Source organism: Rothia sp. HMSC064F07, from assembly GCF_001837265.1.
In the GTDB taxonomy this organism is placed as follows: domain Bacteria; phylum Actinomycetota; class Actinomycetes; order Actinomycetales; family Micrococcaceae; genus Rothia; species Rothia mucilaginosa.
In genome coordinates, this window is record NZ_KV831926.1 from 1056208 (window position 1) to 1073286 (window position 17079).

At 57.7% G+C, this 17079-nt stretch carries 11 protein-coding genes; 7 read left to right on the forward strand and 4 right to left on the reverse strand.

Annotated elements, in window-relative coordinates:
* Positions 1-138 precede the first annotated feature (138 nt).
* Positions 139-3027: an excinuclease ABC subunit UvrA gene (gene uvrA / locus HMPREF2712_RS06690; RefSeq protein WP_070819567.1), complete on the forward strand. Its 2889-nt coding sequence runs from the start codon at positions 139-141 to the stop codon at positions 3025-3027.
* Between the two features lie 28 nt (positions 3028-3055).
* Positions 3056-4198 carry a GNAT family N-acetyltransferase gene (locus tag HMPREF2712_RS06695; protein ID WP_070819568.1) on the forward strand — a complete coding sequence of 381 codons (1143 nt, stop codon included), beginning with the start codon at positions 3056-3058 and terminating at the stop codon, positions 4196-4198.
* 191 nt (positions 4199-4389) lie between these two features.
* Here HMPREF2712_RS06695 and HMPREF2712_RS06700 read toward each other — a convergent pair whose 3' ends face one another.
* Entirely contained in the window at positions 4390-5889 is a 1500-nt protein-coding gene (locus HMPREF2712_RS06700) for a glycoside hydrolase family 1 protein (protein ID WP_070819700.1), read from the reverse strand.
* A gap of 141 nt (positions 5890-6030) precedes the next feature.
* On the opposite strand from HMPREF2712_RS06700, the gene HMPREF2712_RS06705 reads away from it, so the two are divergent.
* From HMPREF2712_RS06705 to thrS, 5 genes are all read left to right on the forward strand, one after another.
* Entirely contained in the window at positions 6031-6729 is a 699-nt protein-coding gene (locus HMPREF2712_RS06705; protein WP_070690726.1) for a lipoate--protein ligase family protein, read from the forward strand.
* A 105-nt stretch (positions 6730-6834) separates the two neighbouring features.
* Positions 6835-7725: a fumarylacetoacetate hydrolase family protein gene (locus HMPREF2712_RS06710; RefSeq protein ID WP_005505816.1), complete on the forward strand. Its 891-nt coding sequence runs from the start codon at positions 6835-6837 to the stop codon at positions 7723-7725.
* An 874-nt stretch (positions 7726-8599) separates the two neighbouring features.
* A complete protein-coding gene (locus tag HMPREF2712_RS06715; protein ID WP_070819569.1) occupies positions 8600-11314 on the forward strand; it encodes a Rib/alpha-like domain-containing protein in 2715 nt (904 codons plus the stop codon).
* A 128-nt stretch (positions 11315-11442) separates the two neighbouring features.
* Complete coding sequence (locus HMPREF2712_RS06720) at positions 11443-11868, forward strand: ArsR/SmtB family transcription factor (protein ID WP_049350122.1); 426 nt, start codon at positions 11443-11445, stop codon at positions 11866-11868.
* A gap of 132 nt (positions 11869-12000) precedes the next feature.
* Positions 12001-14034, forward strand: coding sequence for a threonine--tRNA ligase (thrS, locus tag HMPREF2712_RS06725; RefSeq protein WP_070819570.1), 2034 nt, complete (start codon positions 12001-12003; stop codon positions 14032-14034).
* 283 nt (positions 14035-14317) lie between these two features.
* Here thrS and HMPREF2712_RS06730 read toward each other — a convergent pair whose 3' ends face one another.
* The 3 genes from HMPREF2712_RS06730 to HMPREF2712_RS08960 form a co-directional block, all read right to left on the reverse strand.
* On the reverse strand, positions 14318-14890 hold the full coding sequence (locus HMPREF2712_RS06730) for an HD domain-containing protein (RefSeq protein ID WP_049347345.1): 573 nt from the start codon (positions 14888-14890) through the stop codon (positions 14318-14320).
* Between the two features lie 132 nt (positions 14891-15022).
* Positions 15023-15547: a DUF1697 domain-containing protein gene (locus HMPREF2712_RS08955; protein WP_080975030.1), complete on the reverse strand. Its 525-nt coding sequence runs from the start codon at positions 15545-15547 to the stop codon at positions 15023-15025.
* A gap of 1 nt (position 15548) precedes the next feature.
* Positions 15549-16214 (reverse strand): DJ-1/PfpI family protein, encoded by a 666-nt coding sequence (locus HMPREF2712_RS08960; RefSeq protein ID WP_210401012.1) that lies wholly within the window; start codon positions 16212-16214, stop codon positions 15549-15551.
* Positions 16215-17079 lie beyond the last annotated feature (865 nt).

Sequence of the window (17079 nt, forward strand, 5' to 3'; positions counted from 1 at the left end):
CGCACTTGATGAATTGCGCCTCCTAGTCCACCTCATATAAGTACTGCACCCTCATGCCTTCACCCGCCGCATAATCCCGCTGGTGAAAGGCGTGAGGGTGTAGAATTTAAGTTCGAAGATAAGACGAAAGGATTTTCGATGACACCCCGCCCGGCACACGGTAGCACCGCACTCAAAGCGAACGATCTGACCAGCATCCGGGTTCAGGGTGCCCGCGAAAACAACCTCAAGAACGTAGACCTCACCATTCCGCGTGATGCGATGGTCGTCTTCACCGGCCTCTCCGGCTCCGGTAAGTCCTCCCTCGCCTTCGACACCATCTTTGCGGAAGGTCAGCGCCGCTACGTCGAGTCGCTGTCCTCCTACGCGCGTATGTTCCTCGGACAGGTCGACAAGCCCGACGTAGACTTCATCGAGGGCCTCTCCCCGGCGGTGTCTATCGACCAGAAGTCCACCTCCAAGAACCCGCGCTCAACCGTCGGTACCATCACCGAAATCTACGACTACATGCGTCTGCTCTGGGCGCGCATCGGCCACCCGCACTGCCCCGAATGCGGCGAAGAAATCACCCAGCAGACCCCGCAGCAGATTGTGGATATTCTGCAGGAGTACCCCGAACGCACCCGCCTGCAGATCCTCGCACCCGTCGTCAGCGCACGTAAGGGCGAGTTCGTAGACCTCTTCAAGGATCTGCTCACCCAGGGGTACTCGCGTGCCCGTGTGGACGGCGAAACCGTGCAGCTCTCCGACCCGCCCAAGCTCGCCAAGCAGTACAAGCACACCATCGAGGTGGTCGTCGACCGCATCGTCATTAAGGACGGTATCCATCAGCGCCTGACCGATTCCATCGAAACCGCGCTCAAGCTCGCCGACGGCCGCGTGCTCATCGACTTCGTGGACCGCGAGCAGGACGACCCCGAACGCACCCGCTCCTTCAGTGAAAACCTCGCCTGCCCCAATAATCACCCGCTGCAGATCGACACCATCGAGCCGCGCGCCTTCTCCTTCAACTCGCCGTTCGGCGCATGTACCGCCTGCGACGGTATCGGCTCGCGCCTGGAAGTAGACACCGAACTGCTCGTACCCAACCCCGACCTGACCCTCGGCGAGGGCGCTATCGCCCCCTGGTCGCAGGGCAAAGCAACCACCGAATACTGGCTGCGCCTGCTCGCAGGCCTGGGGGAGGAGCTCGGCTTCGACCTGAACACCCCCTTCAAGGACCTACCCGCCAAGACCCGCGCCGCCATCCTGGACGGCAAGGACTACAAGGTTGAGGTGTCCTACCGTAACCGATTCGGCCGCGAACGTCGTTACACCTCCGGATTCGAAGGCGTGAAGGCGTACATCAAGCGCAAGCACGAAGAAACCGAATCGGACTTCGCCCGCGACCGCTACGAACAGTACATGCGCCAGGTTGCCTGCCCCTCCTGCGGTGGCGCGCGCCTGAACCCGACCATCCTCGGCGTGAAGGTCGGCGGCCAGTCCATCGCAGACATTACTGACCTGTCCCTGGCTGACGCGCTCGCCTTCGTGCGCGGTCTGCAGCTCAGCCCCCGCGAAGCCAAGATTGGCGAGCAGGTCCTCAAGGAAATTGATGCGCGCCTGCAGTTCCTGCTGGACGTGGGCCTGGACTACCTGACCCTCTCACGCTCTGCCGGTACGCTCTCCGGCGGTGAGGCGCAGCGCATCCGCCTCGCAACCCAGATTGGTTCCGGCCTGGTCGGCGTGCTTTACGTGCTCGACGAGCCCTCCATCGGTCTGCACCAGCGCGATAACCGCCGCCTCATTGAGACTCTCACCAAGCTGCGCGATATGGGCAACACCCTTATTGTGGTTGAGCACGACGAAGACACCATGCGCGAAGCCGACTGGATCGTGGATGTGGGACCCGGCGCCGGCGAGCACGGCGGCGAAATCGTGCACTCCGGCAGCTTTGAGGAGCTGCTGAAGAACACCAAGTCCATTACCGGCGACTACATGGCTGGCCGCCGCAGCATTGAGGTGCCCGCCTCCCGCCGACCCGTGGACAAGGAACGCCAGCTGACCGTGCGCGGCGCCCGCGAAAACAACCTCAAGAACGTGACCGTCTCCTTCCCGCTGGGCGTGTTCACCGCGGTGACCGGCGTGTCCGGATCGGGTAAATCCACCCTCGTCAACGACATTCTGTACACCTCCCTGGCGAACAAGCTCAACGGCGCCAAGCAGGTACCCGGTCGCCACAAGAGTATCGACGGCCTGGAACATCTGGACAAGGTCATTCACGTGGACCAGTCGCCCATCGGTCGTACCCCGCGTTCGAACCCCGCCACCTACACCGGCGTGTTCGACCACATCCGCAAGCTGTTCGCAGAGACCAGCGAAGCGAAAATGCGCGGCTACACCCCGGGTCGATTCTCCTTCAACGTCAAGGGCGGCCGCTGCGAGGACTGCTCCGGCGACGGCACCCTGAAGATTGAAATGAACTTCCTGCCGGACGTGTACGTGCCCTGCGAAACCTGCCACGGCAAGCGCTACAACCGCGAAACCCTCGAAGTGCACTACAAGGGCAAGACCATTGCCGACGTACTCGAAATGCCCGTGGAGGAGGCAGCAGAGTTCTTCGCCGCATTCACCCCGATTGCGCGCCACCTGAACACCCTCGTGGATGTGGGCCTGGGCTACATTCGCCTGGGCCAGCCCGCAACCACCCTCTCCGGCGGTGAAGCGCAGCGCGTGAAGCTCGCAACTGAACTGCAGAAGCGCTCCAACGGCCGCTCCATCTACGTGCTGGACGAGCCGACCACCGGCCTGCACTTTGAGGACATCCGCAAGCTGCTCGCCGTGCTGCAATCGCTGGTCGACAAGGGCAATAGCGTCATCACCATCGAGCACAACCTGGACGTGGTCAAGTGCGCCGACTGGATTATCGATATGGGCCCCGAAGGCGGTAGCGGCGGCGGTACCGTCATCGCCGAGGGCACCCCGGAACAGGTGGCTCAGGTGAAGGGCTCGCACACCGGCGCGTTCCTTGCTGAGATCCTGAACTAGTCAAAAACTTGCCCTAGAGGAAACCTACGTGACTGATACTCAAGGAACCGAACCCACGCGGGGAGCTCAAGCAACCCGTGGCGCTGTGAACCGTGATGCCGTGAATCGTGGTGCTGTGACCACTGCGGACCGTGCGCGGCACATCCTGCACACCCAGCTGGAGGCGGACTTCTGCCAGGCACCCGGCTCGATTAGCCGCGCCCTCGAAGAGCTACGCGACTACCCGGAAGCCGAGAGCCTGCCGCTACTCGCCACCGTGCAGCCTCCCTCCGAGAAGATGGGCGCCGCACGCCGCCGCAACGACGATATCTGGGAGTTGCGCGTCGCCAACTACGCGAGCATCGGCATTCTCTGCGCCAAACATCCGCGCGTGCTGGACAAGGCCATCGACTACATGCTCGGCGACCAGTCGAACTGGCTCGGCGACTACGCGCAGCTACGCCAGCTCAACGAACTGCTCACCCCCTACACCCAGCAGGTCAGCGGCACGAGCATCTACTACACGCCCGGCCGCGCCCTGCTGAACTCGGTCGTACCTGAGGGTGTGCAGGCGCAGGAGGTCAAGTGCGCCGTGCCCGGTGTGGGCATGATGCGCCGCGTTGACCCCGCCGAGCTAAAGGCTGCGTTGCTTGCCGAAATCACCGGCGAGCGCACCATCCGCAGGGAGGCGAACGCCTCCGCGGGGGCGCTTGAGGCCGACCCGGAGGACACCGAGGCGCGCGTAACCCGTCTGCGCGTGGAGCTGCTGGACGCTGAGCAGTTTGAGCGCTTCCGCGGGGATAAGCGCTACTCGAACGCGCTGGGCTTTAGCGTGACCCGCCCGGACGTGCTGGTGCTTGCCGCATACCCGGTGGAAGAGGATACACCTGATGCACCCGCGGCAGGGGAGAGCCCCGCGCTCGCAGACCCTATCGCTATGGTTGGCCTGAGTGACGATTCGCCGATTATGCGTCAGATTGGCATTGATGTGCTGCCCGCCTTCCGCGGCGCGGGTATTGCGAGCGCCCTGGTGCGAGATGCCGCACGCCTGACCCTGGCGGAAGGGTACCTGCCGTTCTACGGTACGAGCCCGTCGCACATGCTGTCGCAGAGGGTTGCGATGAATGCCGGGTTGGTGCCGACCTGGTGGGAGTACGTGTCCACCAGCCTGAATGACCTACCCATGGATTAGATTTGCCTACAGACTAGAGCCGCCCGCGCTAGGCATAACGACATGTAGAAAGCCCCCGAGATTCGGAGTCTCGGGGGATTTTTGCTGCTGAGTTTCGCGTGTTAGCCGCGCGGGATTCAGCGTGCCGGGATTTTCGCGGGATTCAGCGTCTAGGGTCGCCGCATAAGGAACAACGTCTAGAGCCTTACCAGTTACAGCTCCGCGCCGTTGCTGGCAATCACCTCGCGGTACCAGTGGAAGGACTTCTTACGGTAACGCGCCAGGGTACCGGTGCCGTCGTCGTTGCGGTCCACGTAGATGAACCCGTAGCGCTTGGACATCTGCGCGGTGGAGGCGCTAATCATGTCGATGCAACCCCAGGTGGTGTAGCCGAGCACGTTCACGCCGTCCTCAATCGCCTCGCGTACCGCGTGCAGGTGCTGGCGCAGGTAGTCGATGCGGTAGTCATCCTCCACGGTGAGCTCACCGTTCACCTCGACCAGCTCGTCGCGGGCGCCCAGGCCGTTCTCCACGATGAACAGCGGCTTCTGCCAGCGGTCCCAATACTGGTTGAGGACCACGCGCAGGCCGATCGGGTCGATCTGCCAGCCCCATTCGCTGGCGGGCAGGTTCGGGTTCACCACGCCGCCGAGGATGTTGCCCTCGCCGCGTTCGCCTCGTGCCGGGTCGCCGGTCGCGCAGGTGGACATGTAGTAGCTGAACGACACGAAATCCACGGTGTTCTTCAGGTCCTCGCGGTCCTGCTCGGTGATGTTCAGTTCCACGCCCTTCTCACGCAGGGCACGCAGGAAGTAGCCGGGGTATGCGCCGCGCACGTGTACGTCACCGAATGCGAAGTTCGCCTGTTCCGTCTGCATGGCGGCGAGTACGTCGGCGGGGTCGGGGGTGAGCGGGTAGGTGGGCATGGCAAGAATCATGCAACCGACCTGGGCGCCGGGCGCCAGTTCGCGTGCCGCAGCGGTGGCGCGTGCGGAGGCGACCAGCTCGTGGTGCATCGCCTGGTACAGGTCGGCGTCGCTGAGCTGATCCGCCGGGGTGTTAATGCCGCCGGACATGAACGGCAGGTGCAGCATCGAGTTGATTTCGTTGAAGGTCAGCCAGTACTTCACACGCTTGCCGTAGCGGGCGAACACGGTGCGGGCGTAGCGTTCGTAGAAGCCGATGAGTTCGCGGCTGGTCCAGCCGTTGTACTGCTCCACCAGGTGCAACGGGGTTTCGTAGTGGCTGAGGGTGATGAGCGGTTCCATGCCGTGCTTTTCGAGCTCGTCGAGCACGCGGTCGTAGAAGGCGAGGCCCGCCTCGTTCGGGGTTTCTTCGTCGCCGCGGGGGAAGATACGCGACCAGGCGATGGAGAAACGGAAGACCTTGAAACCCATCTCCGCGAGCAGGGCGATGTCTTCGCGGTAGCGGTGGTAGAAGTCAATGCCCTCCAGCTTGAGGTTGTTCTCGGTGGGTTCCGCGGTGCGCGGGTACAGGCCGCCGGCGGGCAGCACATCCTGCAGGCTGGGGCCCTTGCCGTCTTCGTTCCAGGCGCCCTCGAACTGGTTGGCGGCGGTGGCGCCTCCGAAGAGGAAACCGTCAGGGAACGCGCCGAGCGGCTGCGGCTCGGTCAGCGCCGGGTTGGTGGGCTGTTCAGCGCTGACGCTGGGTAGCGCGGTGGTTTGGGCGGTGATGTGCTGGTCCTGATGCACGGCATCCTCCAAGGTGCTTTAGGATTTTCTTCTACCCTAGCGGAGGGGGAGGGGGATTACTAGGTTTTAGCTACCCGGGTGGGCGTTTTCCATTGTGGGGAGACGTAGGAGCTGTGGCGGGCGTAACCGTAAAATAGGAACGTGCAGATTATTCGAGAGACCGGCCCCGAATCCGGCGATATCCTCATTCACCACGACCAGACGCTGCAGATGCTCCGCGAGGTGGCAAGCGGGCAGCGTGAAGCAACCCTACGCATGTATCAGCCGAACCCGACGGTCGCGTTCGGCCGCCGTGACGAACTGAACCCCGGCTTCGCGGAGGCCTCCGCGGCGTGCGCCAAGCACGGTTTTGAAGTGTTGGTGCGCAAGGTCGGCGGGCACGCCGCCGCCTACCATCAGGGGTGCCTGGTCGTGGACCATTTTCAGCCCGCCTCCGACGCCCGCAGCGGTAACACCCTACGTTACGAACTCTTCGGTTCCATGTACGCGCAGGCGCTCCGCGAGGTCGGTGTGGATGCGCGCATGGGCGAGATTCCGGGGGAGTACTGCCCCGGCGAGTATTCGGTGCACGCGCAGCTTCCCGCCTCCGCAGGTGGTGGCCGCATTAAACTGGTCGGCACCGCCCAGCGTGTGGTGACCGGCGGCTGGTGGTTCAGCACCGGCATCGTGGTCTCCGACTCTGCGCCGCTGCGGGCGGTCACCGCGGATGTGTACCGTGCCCTCGGCATGGACCTGGACCCCGCTACGGTTGGCGCGGCGCAGGATGCAAACCCCGCCCTGCTCATGGAAGACCTGGAAGACGCCATCGTTGAGGTGTACGCCCAAAACGGTTTTCACTAGGCTACCCATCTGACGGAGCGACTATCGGGTCTGCTCCCAGCGGCCTAAACCCCACCCCTAAACTTTTATTCCGTTTTTACCCCCACCTGAAGCGAAGGAGCATCCATGCGTTGGGCACAGATTAAAGACTCGAAGGGCAGCCGCGCGGTCTGCTTCTTCGAAGAGACCGTGTACGAGCTTCCGGCGAAGCTTAGCCCGCTACTGAATTTCTACAGCCGGTTCCGGCTGAACTTTGGCGACCCGAAGAACGCCGTGGCGATCCTGAAGGAGAACGGCGCGACCGTCATGGGTCACGGCGAGGAGCTGTGGAACTCCCTACCCTTTATTCGCCCGCTGGATAAGCCCGGCAAGATTGTGTGCGCCGGCCTGAACTACCGCGACCATGCCGCGGAAATGAACCTTGAGGTGCCTGAGCATCCGGCGCTGTTCGCGAAGTTCCCGAACGCGCTGATTGGCCCCGGCGAGCAGATCCGCATGCCCGCCGCCGACGGCACCGGCAGCACGAAGGTCGACTGGGAGGTTGAGCTGTGCCTGGTCGTGGGCGCTCGCCTGCGTAATGCCACGGAGGAGCAGGCACTTGAGGCTCTGATGGGGTACACGGTCATGAATGATGTGTCGGTGCGTGACTGGCAGGGTCGTTCCTCGGAGTGGTTCCAGGGTAAGAACTGGGATGCGATGACTCCGTTTGGTCCGGTGATTGTGAGCCCCGATGAGGTTGACCCGGTTGCCGGTCTGGAGCTGGTCTGTGAGGTGGATGGTGTGGTGCGTCAGCGCGGCACGACGGCGGATATGGTGTTCACTCCGGCGCAGCTGCTGTCCTATATTTCGCGGTTTATGACCCTGGAGCCGGGTGACCTGGTGGCGACGGGTACTCCCGCCGGGGTTGGTTTATCGCTGCATCCGCGTCAGTGGTTGAAGCCGGGGCAGACGGTGCGCACCCGCATTGAGGGCATTGGTGAGCTGGTGAATGTCTGCTCGGAGGCGGGCGCCCTGTAGCTATCCGGTAGCTCTGTGAGTAATCGCTATTGAACCCACGTGAACCCACGCTGGGGGGGGCTACCGATACCTGCTGCGGGGCGCACCCGCGGTAGCTATAGGTGAATATATATGCACTCCGCATGTGTTTTTAAGGCACATGCGGAGTACTTTTTTGCATTGATAAAGCCCCCGGTGGGCGGCTTGGAGTCGTTGCTGGGAGCTGCGTGCAGCACCTCGAGTGGGGGCGTGGTGTGTTTGCATGGTTACACACTGACAAACACATAGAAACTTTGAACTTTTACGTGAATTTTAGGGTTTTACGTGGGTTTTGAGGGGTCAGCGAGGTGAAGCGCAGGGTGCCCCTGTTGGGTGATGGTTACCAGAAAATTGCTCTTTGAGGGGTGGCTGGGTGCCCGTCTCGGTGCATGGGGTGCTATCTGCTCTCGGTGCAGAATCTCAGATTGTGGTCACCTGTGAGAAATTCAACAGGGAGTTTTGGCGCGTCTTTTGGGGAATTTTAAGGTTTAAGGTTTAGTTCCCCGTGCGCATTTTTCGTTTTCTTCACATCATCATCGCTTGACTAGGAGTAAAGCCTAAACACTGCGGTGCAAATTCTGCGTCTTCAAACACCAATAAATGCACAAAGGTGCAAGGAGATGTGACTCTAAACCTGAACCTTTATCAAAAAATCGGTGCCCAAAATCACAAACTCGTTTTGCGTTCACCCAAAAGACTATGTAGGGTATGGGGATTATCTGAGAGTTTCCTGAGAACTCCTGCCAGAAGATTAGGACCCACCCGGGCACACCCTCAGATGCATATTTCACTCACGTCCGTGTTTGTTCATACAAACGCACTCACTCAAATAAGCCGACACGAACGAAAGAAAAACATGACCGCAACTGCATCCAAAAACCCGGCACAGCGCCCGGCAAACCGCCGCCGTGCCACCATCGCTGCCTCCGCAGCACTGGCAACCGTCATCACCGGCGCGAACCTCCCCGCGACCTTCGGTGCAACCGCCCCCACCCGTAACGTAGCCGGTACCACCTGCGTCGACGCAGGCTACCGCACCGTGCCGACCCTGGCGAACCTCACCAACGTGGCGCCCGGTCCGACCTGCTACTGGAACCCCGACCAGAAGGCACAGAGCATCGCGACCCTCGCACCGGTTAACTCCTCCCTCACTAAGGCGCAGCTGACCACCACCGAGAACACCTCGCCCCTCAGTGGTAAGCTCGCCCGTGATTCATTCGCCGCCAAGAAGCTCACCGGCACCGAAGCCGTCGTAGCCAATAGCAGCGAAATCAGCCGCACCTTCCTCGAATACAGTGCCGATGCGGGTAACCACCCCATCACCACCGCCATCAACGCGGGCACTGTGAAGAAGGACCGCGCCCAGACCGTTGGCGGCCACGAGAATATCCCGACCCTCGCCGTGAACTCCGCGAACCCGCACCAGGAGTACGTCGAGGTCGTCTCCCGCGATGGCCGTGTCAACGCCAATGCAGAGAACAAGCGCATCCTCACCGGCGGCGTCCCGATCCCGAAGTGGCTTGCCGAGGACCACGGCCTCTCTGGCGACCAGTCCGTCGCCCTCTACGACGAAGCGACCGGCATCTGGCGCTCCTACTTCAAGTTCGTCAAGGATGCAGACGCACAGACCTACACCAGCACCGCCCGTGTGCAGGTGGGTGGCGGCAACGTATCCACCCCCAAGAGCGCAAAGATTCAGTACGACAACGTCGGCCGCGGCAACGCAGGTCAGACCGTCACCATCAACGCACCCGTGAGCATCGACGCGAAGTCCGGCAATGCCCGCACCTCCTACCCGATTGCTCGCGGCGCGAAGTTCCGCCTGGCAAAGAACGTACCCGGCGCGTCCATCGACGCGAACACCGGCGTTATCACCTACAAGATTCCCGCAGGCACCCGCGGCACCGTGGACATTCCCGTGGCGGTTGACTACCCGGCAACCTACCACGTGTCCTCCGGCGGTTACATGCTCGCTAAGCCGAACTTCGGCGGCGTGGGCGAAGACAACTACTGGCTGACCCTCAAGAACGGCACCTCCTCCGTGGTGGGCCTGGCAAATGAGCTCACCCAGATTGGTGTGGACGAGCTCAAGGCCGGCAAGATCAACCACATGGTGTCCATCACCGCGGCTGACTACGCTGCACTGGTCTCCTCCTTCCCCGCGAAGGGTACCGACGGCAAGATTGACGCGAGCAAGTACCCGAACGCACCCCGCGCAGGTCAGCGTGGCTTCCTGCCCGCAAGCTTTGATGTGGAAGAGCACCTGGCAAACACCGGCCACGCTGACGACCAGCTCACCCGCATGATCCTGACCGCAATGAAGGAATACGGCTTCATCCTCACGGACCACAACCTCTTCACCAACGCATTCAACCTGGAGGCGGCAAGCTCCTACGCGCCCTACGCCCGCCAGGGTAAGAACGTGTATAAGGAAGACCCGCAGCTGGCGGCAATGTTCGCGAACTTCGTGCCCAGCGGCTTCACCGGCAACCAGTTCCCCTGGCAGCAGGTGCAGTGGATGCCCGTGAACTACACCGAGTCCGCTGAGAACACTGCACGCCGCGAGGGCACCCAGGTTCTGCCGCAGAGCAACAACCAGGCTGCCGACTCGAACGCTGACGCGCACAAGATTGCACGCCCCGTGACCGTGCGCCGCTCCGCCGTGCGCACCCCCAAGGCCGTGCGCATCAGCGACGCCGAGACTCAGAACGCGGCAGTGAACCAGGCTTCGGACGCCGTGAAGTTCAAGTACCCCTCGGATTCCTACGGCAAGACCGGCACCGGCTCCGGCGTGTTCTACCAGCCCGCCGAGCACCACGCCACCGTCTACGCCGGCGAAACCGCAGTCGCGCAGAGCGTTCACCAGTCGCACAAGGTTTCCCCGAACTACCGTTACGCCCGCGACTACAACTTCCAGGAAATCGAGCAGACCCCGAACTTCCGCCCCAGCCGCTGGGTCAACAAGGAGAAGGTCAACACTGCTGGCGGCCAGTTCTCCAGCGCGGAGACCGGCATCCGCTTTGCCTCCAACGGCAAGACCGGCACTTACTCGATCGATTTGAACACTCACGAAGTCACCGGCACCACCTGGGATCTGCGCCGCGACAACGGTACGAACATCACCGTGAACCGCACCGGCAAGGCACCCGCACGCATGTCCGATGTGAAGGCGAAGAGGGGCTCCGCCGCGCAGCTGTACTCGATTCCGCTGAAGGTACACGTGGTCGACAAGAACAGCCCCATCGCACGTGAGGATTCCGTCTCTCTGTACTCGGGCACCACCCAGAACGTGGCAGTCCTGAACAACGACGAAGCATCCTTCGGCGCATACAGCCGCGGCGAAACCGTGAAGAAGCTCGAGCTGCTCAACCAGCGCGGCCAGGCCGTCAGCGCATACAGCGATGAATACGGCACCTACCGTGTGGTGACCCTGCCCGACGGCACCCAGGGCATTGCGGTATCTGCTAAGAATAAGCAGGGCTTCGCGCCGCTGGTCCGCTACCGCGCAGTGACCGACAAGGGCGTAAAGTCCGCTGAAGGTTACCTGCAGGTGGCAGTCGCTAACCGCTAAGGGCCCGCTAGGGTTGCATGCCCGCGAGCTGATGCGCAGTTAGGGGAGAGGGGCACGTCAAGAAAGCACGCCGCGCAGGCGTAACTTCCTTGACGTGCCCCCTTTCCTGTACATAAGGTGAAAATACTATGACTCAGAGCCAGCACACAGACCAGACCGAAACTAACACCACCCACACTGACCATGCCCATGAGCATGCATCGGACCATACCCACGAGGTACCCACCAACGCGCCCCTCCTCGAAGGCAGCGGCCCCAAAGACTGGGAGGAACAGTTCGGCGGATCCGTCGCGATTTTCTCTGCGCTCGCGAACCCGCTACGCCTGGCGATTGCGCACCACCTGATGCACCGCCCGCACAGCGTGAGCGAACTGCACACCTGCCTGGGTATTTCGCAGCCGCTCGCCTCGCACCACCTGCGCATCCTGCGTGAGGCTCACGTGATTGACCGTGAGCAGCAGGGACGCACCACCATTTACCGTCTGAAGGACGACCATATTAGCCACATTGTGGTTGACGTGTATGAGCATACGCGTGAGCATCATGCGGACTAGTTTGCCCTCAAGCTGAGCGTTGCCTGGGAGCCGTTGTAAGATAGTGTGTGTCCGTGCACCAGTACAGTGCGGAATAGTATGCGCACCGGCGGCGCCCAGAGTGGCACGCTTGCGCCTGAGTTAAGGAGACTTATGTCTGCCGCTGATTCTTCAGCAATTGTTATTAGCGTTTCTGGTGAGGAGCGCGAGGTCACCGCGAAGACTGCCGCTGAGCTGTTCGCTGACGACCCGAAGATCGTTGTGGCACGCGTGAACGGCGTGCTCGTTGATCTCTCCCACGAGCTGTCTGCTGGCGACTCCGTTGAGCCGGTTTTCATTCACGAACCGGACGGCCTGAACGTTCTGCGCCACTCCGCTGCGCACGTGATGGCGCAGGCGGTGCAGGAGTACCGCAAGGACGCCAAGCTGGGCATCGGCCCGTACATTACTGACGGCTTCTACTTTGACTTTGATGTGGCTGAGCCGTTCACCCCGGAAGATCTGAAGAAGATCGAAAAGTCGATGATTAAGATCATCAAGTCCGGTCAGCTGTTCCGCCGCCGTGTGGTCACCCACGACGAGGCTGTCGCCGAGATGGCGAACGAGCCGTACAAGCTGGAGCTGCTCTCCCTGACCCAGGGCCCCGGTTCTGGTGCGGATGCTGCCGAGGGCGCATCCGTGGAGGTCGGCGAGGGTGAAATCACCATTTACGACAACGTGAACGCGAAGACCGGCGAGACCGTCTGGAAGGACCTCTGCCGCGGCCCGCACCTGCCGAACACCAAGCTGATCGCTAACGGTTACGCCCTGATGCGTGCCGGTGGCGCGTACTGGCGCGGTTCTGAGAAGAACCCCATGCTGCAGCGTATTTACGGTACCGCTTGGCCGACTAAGGACGAGCTGGTGGCATACAAGGAGCGCATCGCTGAGGCGGAGCGCCGTGACCACCGCCGCCTGGGCCGTGAGCTGGACCTGTTCTCCTTCCCGAAGAACATTGGTCCCGGTCTGCCGGTCATTCACCCTAAGGGTGGCGTGATTAAGCGCGAGATGGAAGACTACGTGCGTACCCGCCACATTCAGGAGGGTTTCCAGTACGTCAGCACCCCGCACATTTCGAAGGAAGACCTGTTCTACACTTCCGGTCACCTTCCGTACTATGCGGACGGCATGTTCCCCTCCATGGAGCTGGATAACGGTAACTACCGCCTGAAGGCCATGAACTGCCCGATGCACAACGAGATTTACCGTTCTCGTGGCCGTTCGTACCGTGAGTTGCCGCTGCGTTTCTTTGAGTTCGGCACCGTGTACCGTGACGAGAAGTCCGGCGTGCTGCAGGGCCTGACCCGCGTGCGCATGATCAGCCAGGACGACTCCCACTCGTATGTGACGAAGGAGCAGGCACCGGACGAGGTGCGTCACCTGCTGAAGTTCATGCTGAGCCTGCTTGAGGACTTCGGCATGACTGACTTCTACCTTGAGCTGTCCACCCGTGACACTGAGGGAGATAAGAAGGATAAGTTCATCGGTACTGATGAGCAGTGGGAGGAGGCTACCGCGGTTCTGGAGCAGGTTGCGAAGGAGACCGGCCTGGAGCTCGTCCCGGATCCGGGTGGTGCTGCGTTCTACGGCCCGAAGATTTCGGTTCAGGCGAAGGACGCGATTGGCCGTACCTGGCAGATGTCGACCGTTCAGTACGACTTTAACCAGCCGAGCCGTTTCGGTCTGGAGTACCAGGCTGCGGACGGTACCGTGCAGGAGCCGGTCATGATTCACTCGGCGAAGTTCGGCTCGATTGAGCGCTTCTTGGGTGTGCTGACTGAGCACTATGCGGGCGCGTTCCCGGCGTGGCTGGCACCGGTTCAGGTCATTGGTGTGCCGGTTGCTGAGGCGTTCAACGACTACATGACCGAGATTGCGGACAAGCTGCGTGCGCACGGTGTGCGTGTTGAGGTGGATTACGGTTCGGACCGCTTCACCAAGAAGATTCGTACTGCGTCTACTGAGAAGGTTCCGTTCATTCTGATTGCTGGCGGTGAGGATGCGGAGCACGGCGCTGTTTCGTTCCGTTTCCGCGGCAACAAGCAGGAGAACGGCGTGCCCGTGGATGAGGCTGTGGCACGTATTGTGGAGCATATCCGCAACCGCGTGAACGAAGACCCCAAGCCCAGCACGGAGGCTGCTGAGTAGTACTAGGCTTTCTGGGTCTAGCTCATATATAGAAACCACCCCCTTTTGCGGCGACAAGCTGCGGAGGGGGTGGTTTTTTGTTTGCTTTGAGGAGGCGCGGGTGTCTTCGTGCTAGTGTAAGCGATGGCGCTAACGTTCCTTGCCGTTCGGAGGTGCCGGTAATTGTTCGATTTAGATAAGGATGTCTGAATGCATTGAACAACTTAAAATGGGGGGTAATAGTCGATTTAGCATATCTTCCTCTCAAATGAGTCTTTTATAAAAGTTAATTTCAATGTTTTATTCAGTACAATTCCTTTTCTAGTTCATTTAGGAAGGTGATTAAAAATTGATGGCGACTTTCTGCCATTTGTTTGGCAGTCTCCGTGTTCATTTCATCTTTTAAGAGGAGCAACTTGTCATGGAAATGTTGAATGGTATCAGTAAGGGGTCTCCCTTTGTGGCCACCATAGGAAAAAGTTCGCGCAATTCCTACAGCTCCTATCGCATCCAGGCGGTCTGCATCCTGGACAATCTTGCCTTCTATGGTTTCTGGATGTTTACCGCGATTTTTGCTGAAAGAAACAGCATTGATAACCTGGCAAATCTGGTCGATTTGGTTTTGAGGAGTACCAATCTCTTCTAGAAACGTGCGAGCATTCGCATTATTCTCTGTTTGAAATAATTTATCATCATCAGCATCGTGAAGAAGAGCTGACAAGCCCACTACCTCCATATCACATAGACCTTCTGCTTGTGCGATTCTCATAGCATTGGTATAGACGCGAAGGGTATGCTCTACATCATGGCCATCCGCTCGATCAGCAAATAAAGTTTTAACATACTGCTTTGTAGCATGGATTCGTTCTTCTATCATCGTTCTTCTCCTTTGTATACCTTACTTCAATCAATCTCATGATAGGCTTTGCCTGCCATATCTAGATCGTAATATTGATAGAACTCTTCTTTTGTCTGTGTGGTATGGACTTGACCATCCTTTTCTGTCTGGTTAAAACTTTGAAAGTCGATTAACTACACTTAATTTTCGCATAGTCATCCGAATTCCAAATTTTTTTTCAAGATAATTAGTATTTAAACGTTTTTTTCGAGCTTCACGTGGTAAATATAGGTAACAGCACTCGTGACCACCATAGAACTCTTCATCTCCAAAATTCTCTCTACTAAGTTCTGTTAGAGTACTTTCGGGAATCTGTTCATTAGTAAAAACTAGATGAACGCGAGAACTATCATAAGTATTATCAAATGGGTTTTCTTGAATAGCAATCTCTAATTGGTTAATTTCTTTGATAATTATTGATAAATCAGCTCCAATTTTATCCAAAATTGTATCATGAACTAACTTTCTGATTTCTTCGTCAGATAACTCTGATTCTAAAATAATATTCCCACTCTGAATATATGTTTGAACGTTTAAAAAACCAACTTCTGTTAGGATTTCTACTAAATAAGACATTTTGGGAATTCTATTGGTACCAGTTGGTGTTACTCCACGAAGGAAAATAATCTTTTTCATATTATCTTTCCAATGCGTCTTTTGCTAGAGAGTTCATCATTTCCCCATAATATTGAGGGGCTCCCGTTGAAAAATAATTAAACCATGCTTCAACTGTAGTTTTTGAATACAGACCCAACTCCTCGACAATTAACTTAGCCCATAATAAAGAGCCGGCTGAACTTGCGGTAATAAGCTTTCCGTCTTGAACTGCAATCTCATCTTTGTAATAACTATGTCCTCGATAATGTTGGCTCATTTGGCTTAAAAAGAATGAAGCATTACTTGTATGATATCGATTATCTAAAATTCCTTTTTCGGCTAATCCCAAAGTGGCTCCACAGATAGCTCCAACTAAGATATTTTCTTGTAGTAGTTTAGAGGCAAGTTCTAAAACGTCATCTTGCTCATTGTTTAACCAACTATCTCCTCCGATAAGCAATAGAGCATCTGTATTTGCAGTATCTATATCATATAGATTAAAATCTGGAACAATTGTCATTCCTCCAGCAGTTTTTATAGACTTTTTCCCTTTAGAAACCGTTAATAATTTTACTTTAGGTTCTCCTAATATATCCTGTAAACTTAGTGCATGCATCAAATAGCCATGTTCCCAATCAGCCATAGTATCTTGAACATACATATAAATATTTTTCATAATGCTTACCGCCCTTTGATAAATAATCAAACTATTAATTTTTTATTGTATCATATTTTGTGTTTCACTGTAATACCAATATTTTTACTTCATTAGTAAAATAGAGATTTTTAAATATTGAACAACTTGCGGAGGGGGTGGTTTTATGTGTGCTTTGAGGGGGAGGTTGGGTGAAGAAAGTTGTGTTGTGAAGGGAGTTTTTAACCCCAGAGTGCTAGTGTAGTAGTAAGGTGAACGTCCATAGTCATTCAGAAAATGGGTAGCTGGATGTCTGCGAAAATGATGTATCGCTGTTGATTATTGAGGGAGCACGAGCGTATGAAGTCGAATAAGTATGTTCCTGTTGGGATGCTGTTCTTGATCCTGGCAATTATCTTGAACGCAGTGTCAACTGTCAGCGACCTAGTGCTTGGAATTCTCTACGGCATCTCGATAGCGGTATTGATTATTGGACTATCTAATAGTCGAAAATAGGTGCTGCAACTGAGAAAAGGGGGCTGGGGGTCTTCCCGGTTTGGCCGCTCAGCTGGCAGTAGCTGCATGGAGCTGCCGAGGTGCATTATAAGCAACCAAGGAGGTATATTATGAAAAGTATTATTTTTCAGAGCATCGGTGCTTTTATCCTCGTATTTTCTCTTTCCTGTCTGTTCTTGACAGTGATTCAGGGAATGGGAAATCTTTGTTCACCAAACGTTCTTATGATTTCCTTAGGTATGGGTTTGGCATCGGCTACCATGTACTTCTTTGCATTCAGGAATCATGACTAGTCAACCGTGCTATCTTAAAACATCTTAGAGGTAGGGCTATTGTCAGCCCTACCTCTCTTTTGTGTGTCTGTGCCATATGGTGTGTCTACGGTAGCGCACTAGGGTTCGTTTGAAATCCTGTACTCGCA

Excerpts from the sequence above, each read along its gene's own strand:
- uvrA (WP_070819567.1), top strand. The coding sequence starts at position 139 with ATGACACCCCGCCCGGCACACGGTAGCACCGCACTCAAAGCGAACGAT.
- HMPREF2712_RS06720 (WP_049350122.1), top strand. The coding sequence starts at position 11,443 with ATGACTCAGAGCCAGCACACAGACCAGACCGAAACTAACACCACCCAC.
- HMPREF2712_RS06710 (WP_005505816.1), top strand. The coding sequence starts at position 6,835 with ATGCGTTGGGCACAGATTAAAGACTCGAAGGGCAGCCGCGCGGTCTGC.
- HMPREF2712_RS08955 (WP_080975030.1), bottom strand. The coding sequence starts at position 15,547 with ATGAAAAAGATTATTTTCCTTCGTGGAGTAACACCAACTGGTACCAAT.
- thrS (WP_070819570.1), top strand. The coding sequence starts at position 12,001 with ATGTCTGCCGCTGATTCTTCAGCAATTGTTATTAGCGTTTCTGGTGAG.
- HMPREF2712_RS06715 (WP_070819569.1), top strand. The coding sequence starts at position 8,600 with ATGACCGCAACTGCATCCAAAAACCCGGCACAGCGCCCGGCAAACCGC.
- HMPREF2712_RS06730 (WP_049347345.1), bottom strand. The coding sequence starts at position 14,890 with ATGATAGAAGAACGAATCCATGCTACAAAGCAGTATGTTAAAACTTTA.